This window comes from Serratia sp. BW106 (assembly GCF_002607755.1).
GTDB lineage: Bacteria > Pseudomonadota > Gammaproteobacteria > Enterobacterales > Enterobacteriaceae > Serratia > Serratia proteamaculans.
The window spans coordinates 223,875-241,201 of sequence record NZ_MCGS01000010.1; the positions used below are offsets into that span (position 1 = coordinate 223,875).

General features: G+C 55.6%; 15 protein-coding genes. 5 read left to right on the forward strand and 10 right to left on the reverse strand.

Going from position 1 to position 17,327, the window contains the following annotated elements; translation table 11 throughout:
- Nucleotides 1–42 precede the first annotated feature (42 nt).
- Nucleotides 43–1,404, forward strand: a complete 1,362-nt coding sequence (locus tag BEI65_RS08795; protein WP_369804754.1) for an MFS transporter — start codon at nt 43–45, stop codon at nt 1,402–1,404.
- A 2-nt stretch (nt 1,405–1,406) separates the two neighbouring features.
- On the opposite strand, the gene BEI65_RS08800 is transcribed toward BEI65_RS08795, so the two are convergent.
- From BEI65_RS08800 to BEI65_RS08820, 5 genes are read right to left on the reverse strand one after another with little or no spacing between them, the layout of a single operon-like run.
- Complete coding sequence (locus BEI65_RS08800) at nt 1,407–2,525, reverse strand: DUF4056 domain-containing protein (protein ID WP_099063002.1); 1,119 nt, start codon at nt 2,523–2,525, stop codon at nt 1,407–1,409.
- A complete protein-coding gene (locus BEI65_RS08805) occupies nt 2,525–3,655 on the reverse strand; it encodes a BamA/TamA family outer membrane protein (protein WP_099063003.1) in 1,131 nt (376 codons plus the stop codon). Before BEI65_RS08805 ends, BEI65_RS08800 begins: the two co-directional genes overlap by 1 nt.
- Entirely contained in the window at nt 3,655–4,656 is a 1,002-nt protein-coding gene (locus BEI65_RS08810; protein WP_232519044.1) for a hypothetical protein, read from the reverse strand. Before BEI65_RS08810 ends, BEI65_RS08805 begins: the two co-directional genes overlap by 1 nt.
- A 40-nt stretch (nt 4,657–4,696) precedes the next feature.
- Nucleotides 4,697–5,839, reverse strand: a complete 1,143-nt coding sequence (locus BEI65_RS08815; RefSeq protein WP_232519035.1) for a BamA/TamA family outer membrane protein — start codon at nt 5,837–5,839, stop codon at nt 4,697–4,699.
- The gene (locus BEI65_RS08820; protein ID WP_099063004.1) at nt 5,836–7,449 is read right to left on the reverse strand and encodes a mechanosensitive ion channel family protein; all 1,614 of its coding nucleotides are present in this window, start codon (nt 7,447–7,449) and stop codon (nt 5,836–5,838) included. Before BEI65_RS08820 ends, BEI65_RS08815 begins: the two co-directional genes overlap by 4 nt.
- A 501-nt stretch (nt 7,450–7,950) precedes the next feature.
- On the opposite strand from BEI65_RS08820, the gene BEI65_RS08825 reads away from it, so the two are divergent.
- From BEI65_RS08825 to pcaC, 4 genes are all read left to right on the forward strand, one after another.
- The gene (locus tag BEI65_RS08825; RefSeq protein ID WP_099063005.1) at nt 7,951–9,306 is read left to right on the forward strand and encodes an MFS transporter; all 1,356 of its coding nucleotides are present in this window, start codon (nt 7,951–7,953) and stop codon (nt 9,304–9,306) included.
- 10 nt (nt 9,307–9,316) lie between these two features.
- A complete protein-coding gene (locus BEI65_RS08830) occupies nt 9,317–10,495 on the forward strand; it encodes a 4-hydroxybenzoate 3-monooxygenase (protein ID WP_099063006.1) in 1,179 nt (392 codons plus the stop codon).
- A gap of 133 nt (nt 10,496–10,628) precedes the next feature.
- Nucleotides 10,629–11,993, forward strand: a complete 1,365-nt coding sequence (locus BEI65_RS08835; RefSeq protein ID WP_099063007.1) for a 3-carboxy-cis,cis-muconate cycloisomerase — start codon at nt 10,629–10,631, stop codon at nt 11,991–11,993.
- Complete coding sequence (gene pcaC / locus BEI65_RS08840; RefSeq protein ID WP_099063008.1) at nt 11,986–12,375, forward strand: 4-carboxymuconolactone decarboxylase; 390 nt, start codon at nt 11,986–11,988, stop codon at nt 12,373–12,375. The genes BEI65_RS08835 and pcaC overlap by 8 nt, the downstream gene beginning before the upstream one ends.
- Here pcaC and BEI65_RS08845 read toward each other — a convergent pair.
- From BEI65_RS08845 to BEI65_RS08865, 5 genes are all read right to left on the reverse strand, one after another.
- Complete coding sequence (locus tag BEI65_RS08845) at nt 12,372–13,307, reverse strand: LysR substrate-binding domain-containing protein (protein WP_099063009.1); 936 nt, start codon at nt 13,305–13,307, stop codon at nt 12,372–12,374. The genes pcaC and BEI65_RS08845 overlap by 4 nt on opposite strands.
- A 97-nt stretch (nt 13,308–13,404) precedes the next feature.
- Nucleotides 13,405–14,028, reverse strand: a complete 624-nt coding sequence (gene pcaG / locus BEI65_RS08850) for a protocatechuate 3,4-dioxygenase subunit alpha (RefSeq protein WP_099063050.1) — start codon at nt 14,026–14,028, stop codon at nt 13,405–13,407.
- Nucleotides 14,028–14,756, reverse strand: a complete 729-nt coding sequence (gene pcaH / locus BEI65_RS08855) for a protocatechuate 3,4-dioxygenase subunit beta (RefSeq protein WP_099063010.1) — start codon at nt 14,754–14,756, stop codon at nt 14,028–14,030. Before pcaH ends, pcaG begins: the two co-directional genes overlap by 1 nt.
- 211 nt (nt 14,757–14,967) lie before the next feature.
- Nucleotides 14,968–16,404 carry a 6-phospho-beta-glucosidase gene (locus tag BEI65_RS08860; RefSeq protein WP_099063011.1) on the reverse strand — a complete coding sequence of 479 codons (1,437 nt, stop codon included), beginning with the start codon at nt 16,402–16,404 and terminating at the stop codon, nt 14,968–14,970.
- Nucleotides 16,405–16,527: 123 nt separating this feature from the next.
- Complete coding sequence (locus tag BEI65_RS08865; protein ID WP_099063012.1) at nt 16,528–17,262, reverse strand: MurR/RpiR family transcriptional regulator; 735 nt, start codon at nt 17,260–17,262, stop codon at nt 16,528–16,530.
- Between the last annotated feature and the right edge of the window lie 65 nt (nt 17,263–17,327).

Below are 17,327 nucleotides of genomic sequence, written 5' to 3' on the forward strand. Positions count from 1 at the left end.
ATTATCGAACATCTGCACTTATTGGCGTCTGTCCAAGGAAAAATTGTGGCTTCAAACGAAATTGATGTTCGTACGCTGATCAACGATCGTCCGCTGTGTGGTTACCAAAAACTGATTATTTTGCTGGGTTTTATCGTGGTTGCGCTCGACGGCTTCGACATTACCCTGATGGGATTTATCGCGCCGGAGCTGAAAAGCGAGTGGAGCGTCAGCAATCAGCAACTGGGTATGGTGATGAGCGCCGCGCTGGTCGGCCTGACCCTCGGCGCACTGTTTTCCGGGCCACTGGCGGACTGGCTGGGCCGTAAAGTGATCATCATCAACAGCGTGTTCTTTTTTGGTGTCTGGACGCTGGTCACTGCGTTTTCGCACACTATTGATCAAATGATTTTCTTCCGATTTATGACCGGGCTGGGGCTGGGGGCGGCGATGCCGAACGTCGGCACGCTGATCTCTGAATATGCGCCGGAAAAGAAACGTTCTTTTATTATCACCGTGGTGTTTTGCGGTTTTACTTTCGGTGCCGCGCTGGGCGGGTTCGCTGCCTCGTGGATCATTCCGCAGATGGGTTGGCATGCATTGTTGTTGCTGGGGGGCATACTGCCGCTGTTGAGCGTACCGTTGTTGATCGCCAAACTGCCGGAGTCGGTACGATTTTTGGTCACCAAACGTGCCAGCAAGCAACGCATTGGCAAGATAGTGGAAAAGCTGGCCCCGGGCAGTACCGACGCCAATACCCACTACACACTGCCGCCGCGGGTGGCACCCGGCAAAGGCTCGATGCAGATTGTGATCTCCCGGCAGTACCGATTTGGCAGCCTGATGTTGTGGCTGGGCTATTTCATGGCGCTGTTTCTGGTCTATCTGTTGGGCAGTTGGTTACCGACGCTGGTAAAAGGTATTGGCATGAGCGTGGCGCAGGCGGCGGTGATTACCGCGTTGTATCAGGCTGGCGGCACCTTCGGCTCACTGTTTGCCGGTTGGTTGATGGATAGGGTCAATCCTCACCGGGCGCTGGGCGTGATTTACCTGTTGGGTGCCGCGTTTACGTTGTCGATCGGCCTGGCGTCCCACAGCAGTTTGATGCTCGGTGTGTTGGCATTAGCCTGCGGCTTTTGCCTGAACGGCGCCAATACCGGCATGAATGCGCTGTCGGCTCATTATTACCCGACTGAGGCGCGGGCCACCGGCTCCAGTTGGATGCACGGCGTTGGGCGTATCGGCGCCATTCTGAGCGCCTTCGCCGGAGCGGAAATGCTGGCGCTGGGCTGGGGGTTCGATCGCATTTTTACCCTTATCGCCATTCCGGCGCTGATCACCGCCTGCGCCATTTTTATCAAGGGTGCCAAGGGCTTTAACCGTCAGGCGAAGTTGGCCGGCCAGGTTACCGCCAAAAGCCTTTGACCTCACTGGCTGAGTCGCTGCAATTGAACCTGGTCGGCTAGACGCGCTTGCTCTGCCAGTGCGGCAAACTGTGCAGGGCGATAGAATGTGGTGGGTGCAGGCAGGCCACGCATATCGTTTCCTTTGTGGATTTGCAGCTCACCAAGGCGGCTCAACGTCATCCCTGCTATTTTCGCCGGCATAGCCAGGCGGTACGGCAGGGCTTGTTCGAAAGGTACCGCGGTGGGCATTCGGTTTTCGCCAAGATGGTAATTGCGTTTAAGCACTAAAAATTTATCCGGTACCCGACGTTGGCTATTCCACCAGTCGCCGTCGACTTCGCGGAACTGACGTTCGGTTTCGGCCTGATTCACCGCCTCAAGGCCAATTAAAGCCTGAGAAAGCGCCTTATCCATCGCCAGATTGTAGTTCTCTACCGAACCGGCATGCCCCTGCAAAATCACATTGATGGCCAGCCTGGCCCCCAGCAGATTGGCGTAGAGATCTTCCGGTGAAAATGCAGAGATTTCCTCAGAAAACCCGGGGACAGACTGGAAGCCATACCACTGTGCGATCTCATGCCACTGTGCCAGTTGAAAAGCCAGATGCCCGGCCAGCCACGCCGCCAGATTATAGCGGTCCACCTTCGATGCCGGCGGGGTAAAGGGGTAAAACTGAACGCGTCTGAGCCCCAATTCCTCACTGTAAAACAACCGCCATTCCCGACCCAGCCGTGGGTACAGTCGGGTGAACAGATAAAAGGTGTTATCGGCAGTATCACGAACGTGGGCGATATCAATAAAGCCGCCGCGCCGCGTATAGATCAGGCCGTTGGCTTCATCGCTCAGACCCACGATATTCTTCACTGCACCCAGCGCAGTGTCATTGTAATGATGGTGACCCAGAGTGCTGAGCGACAGCACGTTACCAATCTGGTAAACCGGAATGGGAATGCCTGCCGCGCGCACCTGAAGGTTATAGCCAAATGCACAGCAAGGGCGCAGCGATTCTGGCGGCGAAAGGTTCTGCGCGACGGGCCAAACGCGAGTTGCCTGCTCAAAAGGTAAAATGTCGGCCTCACCCGGTTGCGCATGGGCAAAACAGGTAATACCCAGCAGCACTGCGAGAAAATAACCACGCATTAAAAGGCCTCCGCGACCTGGAAATAAAACCCTGCGCTGTCCCGGCCAACGCCGAGATCGAGACGCAAATTCATATCTGGTTTAATTTCAAAACGATACCCTGCGCCAAGGGTTGGAAGAATAGGGTGTTGTCCCATTTTATCCGGGCTGGCACCCAGTGAACCTGCGCCTAGCCAGAGCACGTAACCGTGCCGCCAGTTGAGCTTTTTGCGGTATTCAATCTGGGTGCTCACCACATCTTTATCCCGGTAACGCCCCTGGTAGTAGCCGCGTAACCGACGATCATCACCGGCTTGTGAAAGCCGATCCCAGGGAACTTCTCCTCGGGCAAAACGTCCCCAGGCATCGAACGCCAATACGTCATTCTCGTTAAGCGGAAAATAGTAATTGTATTGCAGCTGCAGGGCGGTGAAATGCGTATCCGAGCCCAGCGACGGATCAAACAGGCTGTATTGGACGCTGGCATACTGCCCGTTTTTCGGCTGCGTGATAGCGTCGCGGGAGTCGTAATTAAGGGCGAAAGTCGCGCCGGAACTCAGCGGTGACGTTGACTCGGTATAACGAGAGAAGCTATCACCAGGCTGCGGATCATCAACTTTGGCCTCCAGGGTAGAAAAGTCCCAGCCAACACCGGCATAAAGATTATCTACCAGACGATAAAAAACCTGCGGATGAACGCTAAACGAATCCTGGGTATATTTCTGGCCCGATCCCTGCGCGGCATCGTAGCCCACGCCCCAGAACTCCGTAGGGATCTTTGCCACCGAGCCTTCAACAAACAGCCGCCACAGGTCGTCACTAAAAAAAGTGTAGTTATTTAGCCCAAGCCCCAGTGCACCGCTGGTACTGATAAAACCGGTGAATGAAATGGAGGAGTTTTGTGTCACCTTATCGTTAGGATCGACGCGATAAAGCCCGGCCACCGCCGTTCCCAATCCCAGCTTTAACTCGGGCGTATAAAAGGGCCCTGGCAGCACCGTCCAGTTCACCCCTTTAGCGGCGTGGTATTGATCGTCTGCCCCCATGGTGCCAAGAAACTGATCGATGGACTCACGCGTCAGCAACTCCGCATTAACGGATAAGGTCAACAGGCTACAGAGTCCGCCTAACCACAGCACAGGTCGCTTCATTAGAATCGATATTCACCCGCCAGGAAAAAACTGTTTCGCTCATTGAAACCGACTTCGGCCAGTAGGTTAAAGTTCTGCGTGAGTTCGTACTGCGCCCCAATCAGCGTATTCCACGGCGATGTGAGATGCTGTTTGACATCAAAGCGTCCGGCGTTGTCTTTATTCACGGTGTCAATAAGCGGCTGAAGTTCTGCCGGCATATGTAAATCCGAGAGGTTGCCTTTAAACTCCTGATCCACATCCTGATACATGCTGCCTATCCACAGGCTCAGGTGGGAAGGACCAGAGATGGCGGGCATATCAAAGCGATAACCCACGCGCGGCGAGACCGTGATGGCTGAAATTTTGCCATCGAGAATGTCAAAATCCGTGCGGGTATAGTTGGTATCCACCAGTGCGAACCATTTCTCATAGCCGCCCGCCAGAGTAAACCCGGTGCCCCAGGTAGTGCCTTTAAAATCCAGGGCAAACTCGATGTCCCTGAGATCGCCATTTTGGTTAAGGCGATGAACCGCCGAGGCGATAATTCGGTCGACACCGGTGTATTGTGATGGGTCGGCATCGACAGAAACGTTAGAAACCGATGATCCCCGGGTGTGCCCGACCAGGCCATAAATATTCAAAAAGGGGAAGACCCACATATCCAGCCGCAGGTTCTCGCTTTTGCTGCGTTCGCGAGTGTGTCCGACATCAATATTGAACAGATCGCTGGGAATCGGGTGATTGCCCAGTTTCAGACCGGAAAAGGTAATGCTGTCGACATCAATATTCTGGCGCATATTCATATAACTGAGATTGACGCCGAACGGCAGCGGGATGTTATAGCCGCGGGCGCGGGCTTCATCTCCCCAAATAGGAAAGGTACTGTCACTCTGGGCCGGGGCGGGGGCTGCTGCCCCCCATGCGGTACCCGATAAAAACAGCAAAGGAAAAACCACTCGTTTCGCATATCGGAGTGAGATGTTTTTGATGCTGGTTTGGCAATCCCTGTGATTTGTCATTATTGGATCCTCCACGTTAGGCAAGCGAGAGAAGACCGGCTTAAAGCCCAGAGCCGACATTGAAATAGAGCGCCTGATCGCTGTTGCTGAAGGCGACATCGATCCCGGTATGCAATCCAAATTTTCGCGCGATCAGGTAGCGGAATCCGCCGCCCCAGGCCACTTCAGTCTTATCGAACAACGTTTGGCTGTCACGACTGGCGCTACCGGCCCCGACAAACCCTTGCACCACCCAACGCGGTGTCACCTGCCACTCTAATTGGCTTTGGCCCACCGCAACGTAATCACCCTGATAGCGATAGCTCGGGATGCCACGGAGTTTGATATAGGGGCGCGCCATGGGGGGTAAATGGCTTTCGTGATCTGACAGTGACTGGTAGTTACCGGCGAGCGCCAGGGTGAAGTTTCGGCCAAGCGGATGGAAATATTTCCCGTCCAGGGTCAGCGTGTCATAGCGGTAATCGCCACCCAGGAAGCCGGTGTAAAACTGATATTCAGCGGAGGCCGATAGCCCATGGCGCGGGTAGAAAAGGTTGTCCGTAGTGTCATATTCCATCACCAGGCCCAGTCCGGAACTGGTACTGGAACCCCCCAGCACCTGTTGCAGTGCCTGGCTGATAAAGGGTTTATCAGCAGAAATTTGGGTATTGGCGTAAAACTGCGAACCGCCGACAAAAAAAGGCGTTTCGGCAAGGCGGAACAACAGTTTCTGCGTTCCGCCGTAGCCTTTCGTTTGGGTGCTGACCCCATGACCGCCGCCAAAGCCGGCAACATCGCCGGTGTAAATATCCAGATTGATATCTGCGTAACCTACGGCCACAAGATAGCGAATGCTGTCATTATTCCAGGTGTGTCGATGCCCGCCACCGACAAACCAGGTGCCATTTTGCGTAGCCCCGCCGCCAAAGGCGCTGATTGCGGGTGGCGCGCTGCGCCTGCCTGAGCGAGGTGTTTCATTGGGTTGGCCGGTGTCATGTAAAAAAAGCCCAAACAGGCCGCCGCCATACCCCACGGCCGGTTCGGTGATTACCACCGGCACCGGCAGAAAACCGTAGCGGCTATCGCTCATGTACTCGCCCATATCCAGCATGCCATCTTCCGCATCAATCAGTCCTGCCGCCTGAAGGGCTGCGGGGAAGGCTAAGCCGGGAAGCAGAGCCAGCAGGACACTCAATTTTGTCATGGCTGCTGATCCGGTCGCACCGCAGGGGCGGTATACCAATTTTCTCGGGTGACCATCACGGCATTTTCGGGTTGCAGCACGAAATTCGGTGACATGATCTGGACGTTAAATTCATTGAACACGTCCTGAATGTGGCTATGTAATTCACTTTTGACGGTTGCCAGTGATTCGCCTGCACCGAGCCTGACCTGCAGTTCATAGGCGATGTACCAGTCCATTAAATTGAGCTGGCGAACCAGCGGGGGGACCTGACTGTCGATGCCCCGGGTTCTTTTTGCCGCCAGTTCCAGCATTGCGTGAACCTGCCGCCATGGGGTGTCGTAACCAATCGTCACGCTGGTGGTGAGATTCACACCCTCGCCGGGGTTCAGTGCGCTGAGATTGGTGATTTTACCGCTGACCACCACCGCATTGGGGACGGTGACAACATAATTTTCGCGGGTGAGGATTTTGGTGGCCAGCATCCCGACTTCGCTGACCAGCCCTTCGTTGTCGCCTATCCTGATCACGTCGCCTTTGCGCAGCGCGCGCGAATAAGTCAGTACCAATCCACTCATGGCGTGATTCATTAATCCCGCCGAGCCGAGCGTTAACATCAAGCCAAAGAACACGCTGACGCCTTTAAAGGCCAAAGAGTCGGCACCGGGTAGAAAAGGATAGGCGGCCGACAAGGCAAACAGCCAGACCATCACCGAAATCAGTTTACGTGTGGCGCCAACCGTTTCGGGATGTAAACCTGGCACAACCAGTCTTCCGCTCTCGACGCGTTTTAACAGCACCTTGAGCAGTTTGAGAATAAAACCCGTCAGCAAAAAGATAATGGCGACAATCGCCAGCCCAGGGAAGGCGGAAACAATGGATAGGGTGACTTTCTGGATAACGCTGATAGACCAGTCCCCCAGAGACTCGCCCCAAACACGCGTCCAGGGAAATAACCGGAAGAGCCAACTCAGCCAGATATAAAAGGCGCTAATACTCAGCAATATCATTAGCAGGGCGTACAGGCGAGATTCAAAAGCCCCGAGCAGCACGCGCCAGCTCTGCGGGATCCACCCCCGCTTGAGCGCTATTCGGGTGGCATAAAACCTTTTAACCCGCTGCCAGGATTTGAACGCGGCGTAAAATACCAGCACCAGCGCCAGGGTTCCGGCTGCGCTCTTCGCTACCGCAATCGCCAGGTAAGCAGTAGAGTATTGTTCTATCAGTGCCGTGCGCTGGGCATTGATTCGTTCCAGCACGTTGAGTGAAGCCTGGTCCAGCGTCAGATCATCGCCATCATCCAGGTCTCCCTGGGTTAATAACATGAATGGCTTGCCATTAATGGTGAACAGCCGCCCCTGCTGGTTATAGCGTTTTATTACATGTACCTGCACCGGCTGGTGTATGTCTTCTTCGGTGAGAGAGCGCAAAGTATTACGGATCCGTAAAACACGTTCTTCCGGGGTGGTAAAGCCGAACTTTGCCTGCAGCATGACAATAGGTTGGTGAAATATATAAACCGTTCGGGCCTTTTCCTGATCGGTGGCGAGCTGGCGCGGCTCAGCGCCAAAGCACAGGGATGAAATCAGAAATAACAGACAGCAAACAACGCCATTCACTCTTTTGCTCATGGTTACCTGCCCAGTCAGTAATCTATTTTTATTATTTTGTTATTCGCTTTCTTCCGTTTCAGCTTAGTCCAGTCGCATGCGCTTTCAAGTTGTTCAATCGAACCCAATTTCCGGGTTAATAAATCAAAATTGCTGCCGGGAATAAGGCACAACCGGGGCCTCAGACAGGAATGAGGGGAACCGGCATTTTTCCCCTGTTGAATAAGCGTCGAAATAGTTTCACCAATGTTAAATGGCTCACAGAATGCCCACCTTGCCGATGGGCAAAAAAATAAACTATCAAACTGATAATAAACCCTTTCTTGTAAAGCGGGTCTTTTCGCGTTCGGTTATCGCACGCTAATTAATTTAACAATATTGAAACTTATTGTGGGTGATGCTTTGATGAATAGGCGATTAACGAACCAAGTTTCGATAATCGCACAACTAGCGAATTTGCCAGGGAAACGCCTGGCTGTTCTCGCCGGGTTTATTTCACCAGGCCAACCCAGGAAGCGCTCTATGTCTCAGCCAAACACCCTAGAAATTCAGTCGTTTATTAATGAGAACCCCTTTTCCCGTTACCAGTGGATGATCCTGATACTGTGTTTCCTCACCGTGGCACTGGACGGCTTCGACACCGCGATTATCGGTTTTATCGCCACCTCGCTGGTGCAAGATTGGGGGATAGAGAAGACCTCGCTGGGGCCGGTGATGAGTGCGGCCCTGGTCGGGTTGGCCGTGGGAGCACTCACGGCCGGACCGCTGGCGGACCGCATTGGACGCAAAAAAGTGCTGGTACTGTCGCTGTTCCTGTTTGGGGGTTTCAGCCTGTTGACGGCGTTTGCCACCACGCTGCCGATGCTGACGCTACTGCGTTTTTTAACCGGTCTGGGGCTGGGGGCGGCGATGCCGAATGCCGCCACCCTGATGTCGGAATATGCGCCGGAACGTAAGCGGGCACTGCTGGTGAATCTGATGTTCTGCGGCTTTCCGCTCGGGTCGTCGATGGGCGGTTTCGTTTCCGCCTGGCTGATACCGCACTTCGGTTGGCAGAGTGTCATGGTGCTGGGGGGCGTGATGCCGCTGCTGCTGGCGGTAGTGCTGATCGTCGCACTGCCGGAATCGGCCCGTTTTATGGTGGTACGCGGTTACCCGGCGCAGCGGATTGCTGCCGTACTCAAACGTATTGCGCCGCTCAAGTTAATCGAACCGCTGCGCTTTAGCCTGTCTGAAGCCGATCAGGTTAAAGCCAAATCGGCGCTGGGGGTGATTTTCTCCCCGCGTTATCTGCTGGGTACCCTGATGCTGTGCCTGACCTATTTCATGGGGCTGATGATCTTTTATCTGCTGACCAGTTGGTTGCCGCTGTTGATCCGTGAAACCGGTGCTTCCATTCGCCAGGCGTCGTTGATTACCGCGCTATTTCCTCTGGGTGGCGGTATTGGCGTGCTGATCATCGGTTGGCTGATGGACCGGATGAATCCGCACAAGGTGGTGGCGGTGGGCTATCTGTTAACCGGGCTGTTCGTCTGCGCCATTGGCTACGTTTACACCGACCCGATACTGATGGCGGTGACGGTGTTTATCGCCGGTACCTGCATGAACGGTGCGCAGTCTTCCATGCCGGCGCTGGCCGCCGGGTTCTATCCAACCCAGGGGCGGGCGACGGGTGTCGCCTGGATGCTGGGGCTGGGGCGTTTCGGCGGCATCCTGGGCGCGATGAGCGGCGGGGTGCTGATGCAAATGCAACTGTCGTTCAGCACCATTTTCACCCTGCTGGCGATCCCGGCGCTGGTGGCGGCACTGGCGTTGATAGTCAAACACTTTTCTGCCAAAGCGACGGCACTGTCCGGTTCGCTCAACAAAGCCCTATAAGGAGATAACCATGCGTACACAGATCGCGATTATTGGTGCCGGCCCGGCCGGATTAATGCTGTCGCACCTGCTGCATCTGCAGGGTATTGAGTCGGTGGTATTGGAAACGCGCAGCCAGCAGGCGGTGGAGTCGACCATTCGCGCCGGGGTGCTCGAACAGGGAACGGTCGATTTACTCAATCAAACCGGATTGGGTGAACGCATGCGCAAAGAAGGGGCGCAGCACCATGGCATCCGGCTGGCATTCGGCGGCCAACAGCACCGGATCGATCTGACCGAACTGACCGACCGGGCGATCACCGTTTATGCCCAGCACGAGGTGCTGAAAGACCTGATTGCTGCGCGGCAGGCGGCGAAGGGCCAGCTCTATTTCGAGGTGGAACAGGTGGAACTGAAGGAGTTGGATAGCGAACGACCGCAGGTGCATTACCGTCTCGACGGTGAACCGCAGCGCCTGGAATGTGATTTTGTCATTGGCTGTGACGGTTTCCACGGTATCAGTCGGGCGGCGATGCCCGGAGGTCTGCGCCAGGACTACACCCGGGTCTACCCCTTTGGCTGGTTCGGCATTCTGGTGGAGGCACCGCCGTCCAGCGATGAGCTGATCTACGCCCGCCACCCGCGCGGTTTTGCGCTGATTAGCACCCGTTCGCCGGGCGTCCAGCGCATGTATTTCCAGTGCGACCCGACGGAAAACGTCAACCAATGGTCGGATGATCGTATCTGGAATGAACTGGAGAGCCGGGTAGAAAATCACGACGGCTGGTCGCTGAAAAAGGGCCGTATATTCCAGAAAAACGTGGTCGGGATGCGCAGTTTTGTTACCGAACCCATGCGCTGTAAACGCCTGCTGCTGGCGGGTGACTCGGCACATATTGTGCCGCCAACCGGGGCCAAGGGGCTGAATCTGGCGATGGCGGATGTCTGTCTGTTGTCTCAGGCGCTGGAGGCGTTTTACCGTCACAAAAGCTGGCGGCGGCTGGACAGCTACAGTGACGACGCGCTGCAACGCGTCTGGCGTGCGGAACATTTCTCCTGGTGGATGACCAACATGCTGCATACCCATCATGACGACAGCGCATTCCAGCAACGCTTACAGTTATCAGAGCTGCAATACACCGTGAAGTCGCGCAGCGCGATGACGGTGCTGGCGGAAAACTATGTCGGCTCTCCCTTTCAGATGATGTAATCCGGCCGGTATCACAAAAATCAATAAATTCGTTCAATGTTTCGATAATCGCCCAGAGCAGCGGTTATCGTTCTTGACGCTGCCAACCGCGTCGCGCCATCATCGGGAAATGAGCCCTTTGCCCGGAGGATATATGGAGTTACTGACACCGCTGCTGCGGTCTTCAGCGGTGAGCCCGTGCTTTAGCGATGCCGCTACCCTGCAGGGGATGCTGGATTTCGAAGCGGCGCTGGCCATGGCGCAGGCCGGGCTGGGGATCATTCCTGCCGAAGCCGGCCAACAGATTGCCGCCGTTTGCCACAGCCATTTGTTCGATGCGCTGAGCCTGGCTCAGGCGGCGGCACAGGCCGGTAATCTGGCGATCCCGCTGGTGAAACAGCTAACCAGCCGAGTGGCTCAGCAAGATGCCGAGGCCGCGCGCTACGTTCACTGGGGCGCTACCAGTCAGGATGCCATCGACACCGGTTTGGTGCTGCAACTGCGGCAGGCGCTCACCTTGACGCAGAACGACCTGGACCGGCTGATCGTGGCGCTGGTACAACAAATTACCCATCATCAGGACTCTGTACTGGTCGGCCGCACCTGGATGCAGCACGCACTGCCCACCACGCTGGGGCTAAAGCTGGCCGGTACGCTGGATGCCTTGCTGCGCTACCGGCAGCGGTTGAATGAAATGCGGCCGCGCGTACTGGCACTGCAGTTGGGCGGTGCCGCCGGTACCCTGGCGTCGCTGGGCGAACAGGGAGAGACACTGGTGACCGCGCTGGCAGCCAGGCTGCAACTGACCGCGGCAGATACTCCCTGGCACAGTCAGCGCGATCGCCTGCTGGAGATTGCCGGTTGGTATGCCGGATTAAGCGGCACGCTGGGCAAACTGGCCCGCGATATCTCTTTGCTGACGCAGACCGAAGTGGCAGAGGTGGCCGAACCGGTCGCGGCTGGGCGCGGTGGCTCTTCGACCATGCCGCACAAGCGTAATCCGGTGGCCTGTGCGGTGATCCTCGCGGCGGCCAATCGGGTGCCTGCGTTGGTCGGCGGGCTGTATGCCGCTATGGTGCAGGAACACGAGCGCGGTCTGGGCGGTTGGCACGCCGAGTGGGAAAGCCTGCCAGAATTGGTGATGTTGACGGCGGGGGCCTTGCACACGGCCGGTGAGTTGATTGCCGAGCTGCAGGTGTTCCCACAACAGATGGAATATAACCTGAAGTTAACACACGGCTTGATCATGGCGGAGGCGGTGACCATGGCGTTGGGCGAAGCTATTGGCCGCCAGCGGGCCCATCAGCATATCGAAAAACAGTGCCACTTGGCGCTGGCGCAGCGGCTCACACTGTCTGAGGTGTTGCTGGACGATCCGCTGGTTATGGCGCATTTATCTGCCCAGCAGCTTTCCAACCTGTTGGATCCCCAGCAGTACCTCGGTAGTGCCCAAACCTTTACCCGACGGGTACTGGAACAGGCCACGGCAGCCATTTCAGGAGTAAATCAGTATGAATGACGAACAACGGTATCAACAGGGGATTGAGGTACGCAGGGCGGTGCTGGGAGACAGCCATGTAGATCGCAGCCTCAGCCAACACACTCCGTTAAACGAAGAGTTCCAGGACTTTATCAGCCGCTATGCCTGGGGGGAGATCTGGACCCGACCGGGGTTGGCGCGCCATACCCGCAGCCTGATCACCATTGCGATGTTGATCGCCCTTAACCGCGAAGCCGAGCTGCGTATGCACCTAAAGGCGGCAGTGAACAACGGCGTGACTCGTGAGGAAATTAAAGAAGTGCTGATGCAAAGTGCGCTGTACTGTGGCCTGCCGGCGGCCAACTCGGCGTTTCACCTGGCGGCAGAAGTCTTTGCCGAGCAGGACAGAGAGGCCGACTAAGCGGAGCGTGCCGCGCCCGCGATACCCCGCACCGTGGCGATAAATGCCAGCACCGCCTCAGTCAACTCACCGTCGTTGCGGGTCAGAATACCTACCGCTTCCTCCATACCCTGGGTCGGCAGGGGGAGCGGGATCAGTTGTCCGGCCGCGATATCGGTTTTTACCGCGCTGGATGGCACAAACCACACATAATCAAACTGCAGCGTCATTTGGCGTGCCAGCGAGGCCGACAGCGTTTCAATATACTGGCCGGGCAGGCTGAAACCCTGGGTCGACAGCAGATTCTCGGTATTGTGGCGTGGCACCGTGCCCTTTGGCGAAATAATGGCCGGATAATGCAGTGCGCGCTCCAGAGTGATGGTTTCGCTTAACAGCGGATGCCCCGGACGCGTCACCATCAGCAGAGACTCCAGCAGCAACAGTTCGAAAGCCAACCCGCTCATCATTTCCGGATCGGCCATGCGGCCTATCGCGACGTCAATCTCACCTGCCTTGAGCTGTGCCAACAATTCGGTATTTTTACCGGTAACCACCTGAATACGTGAATGAGGGTGGGCCTGCTGATACTGGCCGATGGACTGCGGCAGCATGCCCAGCGCGGTGGTTGGCAGTGCCCCGATGCGCAATACCCGCGCCGGGGCATCGTCGAGCCTGTCGAGTGCGTGTCCGGCAGCGGTCAGTGCCTCCAGCACCCGCGTGGCATAACCGAGAAACTGCTCACCTTGTTCGGTCAGCCGGGTTCCCTGGCGGTTACGCACCAGCAGGCGATTGCCAGTTAAGGCTTCCAGCTCGCTCAGCGTCTTGGACAGTGCCGGTTGGCTCAGGCTCAGCTTATCGGCCGCGCGGCTTAGCGACCGTTCTTGCGCCACGGCAACAAAGCCGTTGATGTGGCGTAAGCGCATGCGTTGAATAAATAAATTGGCTTTTTTCATACCTCAGTGTAGGGAGTTTTCCCCGGAGGTAACAAGTGATGGCGGCCGCATATTTGCACTGGCATGCAGAATTTTTGCGGCCGCATACAGGCGGAGTTTACAGGTCGAAGAATACCGTTTCGTTTTCACCCTGAACCACAATGTCAAAGCGATACACTAATTCATCACCCCGGCGTTCTGGCTGGGCAATCAGCGTTTTACGCCGCACTTCCAGTTCGATCAGGTTCAACACCGGATCCTGTTGGTTAGCGGCATCCTCGTCGGCGAAATACAGCCGGGTATGCAAACCAATATTGATGCCGCGTGCGACGATCCACAGGTTAATGTGCGGTGCCATCATCCGGCCGTCACGGCCGCAGACAGCGCCGGGTTTGATGGTTTCAAAGCGATAGAGGCCGGTTTCAAAATCCGAACAGCTGCGGCCCCAGCCCCGGAAGGCATCATCCAGCGGTTTGTGTTGTTGTTGGTCGCCCGGGTGGTTATAACGGCCGTGGCTGTTGGCCTGCCAGATTTCCAGCAGCACGTCGCGGATCAGGGAGCCGCTGCCGTCGAACACCTGACCTTCCAGGGTAATACGCTGGCCCTGAGTTTCCGGCTGGGTCAGCACCTGGCCGAAGTTATTCTCAAAGATCTCGAAGCCGGCGGCCAGGGGCGCGAGGCCAATGTGTACATAAGGGCCGGCGGTTTGCGACGGCGTTTCCAGAAGATAGTTTTGCGGCATCATGCTTTCCCCTGCAGGCGGTTTTCAAACAAGGTGGCGCGGTGACCGCGTAACACCAAATCGAAACGATAGGCCAGGCTGTCCAGCTGCACCGAGGCGGTTTTGTCCAGACCGGCGATCAGCGTGCGTACCGCATCGTCATTTTTGATCGCGCGCACAATGGGGCAACTGGCAATCAGCGGATCGCCTTCGAAATACATCTGGGTGATCAACCGCTGGGCGAAGGCGTCGCCGGACAGCGAAAAGTGAATATGGGCGGGGCGCCAGTCATTGACCCGGTTGCGCCAGGGATAAGGGCCGGGCTTGATGGTGCGGAAGAAGTAATAGCCGTTGTCGTCGGTTAATACCCGGCCGCAGCCGCCGAAGTTGGGGTCTATCGGGGCCAGATACTGGTCTTTTTTATGGCGATAGCGCCCACCGGCGTTGGCTTGCCACACCTCGACCAGCGCATTGCGCATCGGCAGGCCGTTTTCATCGCGAACGTAGCCGTGCACGATAATCCGCTCGCCGATCGGCAAGCCTTGTTTGGCGTAGTTAAGGATCAGGTCGTTATCCAGCGTGCCGAGTTCATGTTGGCCAAATACCGGGCCGGTGATTTCGGACAGTGAATTTTGCAGCGAGATCAGCGCATTTTTCGGTGAGCGCAGCACGCTGGTTTTGTATTCCGGCACCAGGACCGGCGGATGCCGCTCATAGTTACGTTGGTAGAGTTCATCTATCTGGCTCATGCGGAAATCCTCATGGCGTAGGCAGGGTGCAGAGGGCTGATCTGTTTTGATTTAATGTCAGCACGAAGGGGGAAATCGCTTTCCCTCACCTGAGTCTCGCAAGACAGAGTGTTACGATAAAGTGAAATTTAGCGGTGTTTTGCATAACCTGAGGTTATGTAATAAGAATGAGAAAGGGCGGATTATCCGCCCTTTGGGAACATCATGGGGATTAAAGCTGTTCGCCGTTGCTGGCGATCACGCGGCGGTACCAGTCGAAGCTCTTTTTGCGCGAGCGCTCGAGGGTGCCGGTGCCATCGTCGTGTTTGTCGACGTAGATAAAGCCGTAGCGCTTGCCGTATTCACCGGTAGTGAAGGAAACGCAGTCGATGCAGCCCCATGGGGTGTAACCGATCAGATCCACGCCGTCTTCGATCACCGCTTTTTTCATCTGTTCGATATGCGCACTCAGGTAGTCGATACGGTAGTCATCGTTGATTTGACCGTCGGCCTCGACCTTATCGAACGCGCCAAAGCCGTTCTCAACGATAAACAGCGGCTTCTGGTAACGCTCGTACAGCACGTTCAGCGAATAACGCAGACCAACCGGGTCAATCTGCCAGCCCCAGTCGGAGGCTTTAACGTGTGGGTTTGGCACGTTGCCGGGGAAACCGAACATCGGGTCACTGCTGCTCACCGCATCGGCCTGCAGGGCATTACTCATGTAGTAGCTGAAACCGATGTAATCCGCGCAGCCTTCACGCAGGGTTTGCTCATCCTGCGGCTGCATTTCGATCTGCAAGCCTTTGCGCTGCCAGTCACGCAGCAGGTACGACGGATAGTAACCGCGCACCTGAACGTCGGTGTAGAGATAACGCTGGTGCATGGCTTCAACGCTGTACATCACGTCATCCGGCTTACAGGAGAACGGGTAGAAGGGCACGCAGGCCAGCATGCAACCGATTTTGAACTCCGGGTTAATCTGGTGACCCAGTTTCACCACCTGGGCGCTGGCAACGAACTGATGATGCAGCACCTGATACAGCGTCTGTTCCGGGTTCTGTTCTTCGCTGTACACCACGCCGGAGCAGCAGTAGCCGAACAGTGGATACTGGTAGTTGCTCTGGTTGTTGATCTCGTTAAAGGTCATCCAGTATTTAACTTTATGCTGATAGCGGCGCAGCACCACTTCGCTGAAACGCACGAAGAAATCGACCACCTGACGGTTTTTCCAGCCGCCATACTCTTTCACCAGGTGATAGGGCATTTCGAAGTGCGACAGGGTGATCACCGGCTGGATATTGTATTTCAGCAGTTCATCGAACAGATCGTCATAGAATTGCAGACCGGCTTCGTTTGGTTCCAGCTCATCACCTTTAGGGAAGATGCGCGTCCAGGCGATCGAGGTGCGGAAGCATTTGAAGCCCATCTCGGCGAACAGCGCGATATCCTGTTTGTAGCGGCCGTAGAAATCCACGGCTTCATGGTTAGGGTAGCGATAGCCTTCCAGTACGCCGTCGGTCATTACGCGATCCACACCGTGTGCGCCGCCTGACAGCACGTCAGCAATGCTTGGGCCTTTGCCGCCCTGATCCCAACCGCCTTCAACCTGGTGCGCGGCGACCGCGCCACCCCACAGAAAATCTTTCGGTAACTGTTGCTGTTTCATCGTTGGTTTCTCATTCGCTTATTAATGAAAGGTTCTGAGAATATACTAGCAAGCTGGGATTGAATGTCACGATATAACAAAATACCGATTTGGTAATTTGTCACATTAAAAAAACAGGCTGTTTTATTTACTGGCGTTAATATGGCCCAGCCGCTTGCCGATAGTTTCAATAATGTAAATAACCGGGATCTGGGTGGTGATGTTATGTTGCCCGGCAATCAACTGCGGGGGAACGTGGTAGGAGAGGTTGAAGTCCGCCATACGCGCCAATGAGGAGGTTTCGTTGTTGGTGATGCTGACGATTTTGCAGTGGTGCAGGCTGAACTGGCTGGCGAGGCGCAGGATCTCTTCGGTCTCACCGGAGACGGAAAGCATAATTGCTACCGCGCTTTTATACATGTCGCTATTGATCGGATAATAAGGGTCATCAATATGGGTGCTGAATTTCCCCACGTTGGAAAAGAAACGCGCCCCGTATTTCCCCAATGCCCCAGAGGTACTTACCCCGACAAAAATAATGCGCTCGGCGGCGGCAATATGTTGCACCGCCTGGTCAATCAGCTGATTAAATTCGTCGTTATTGATGCTTTTAAAGAAGTTGATGATTTCGCTGGTGCCAAAATCTACCGGCGACGCTTCAGTTTGCTCAAGATGCAGTTTAAAGCGGATACGGAATTCGGAATAACCTTCGCAACCCATTTTCTTGCAAAAACGCAGCACGGTAGTGGTGGACACCCCGGCGGCCTCGGCCAGTTCGCGGATGGTCATATACATCACCGGGTTGTTGTTTTTGATGACGTAGTTATAAACCATCAACTCCAGCGCATTGAGTTCGGCAATTGCTTTATGGGTAAACATAGACCTATCCGGCGAGTAACAACAGACCTTAATCAGCGGGCTAACATAGCAAATTTTGCCGTAGC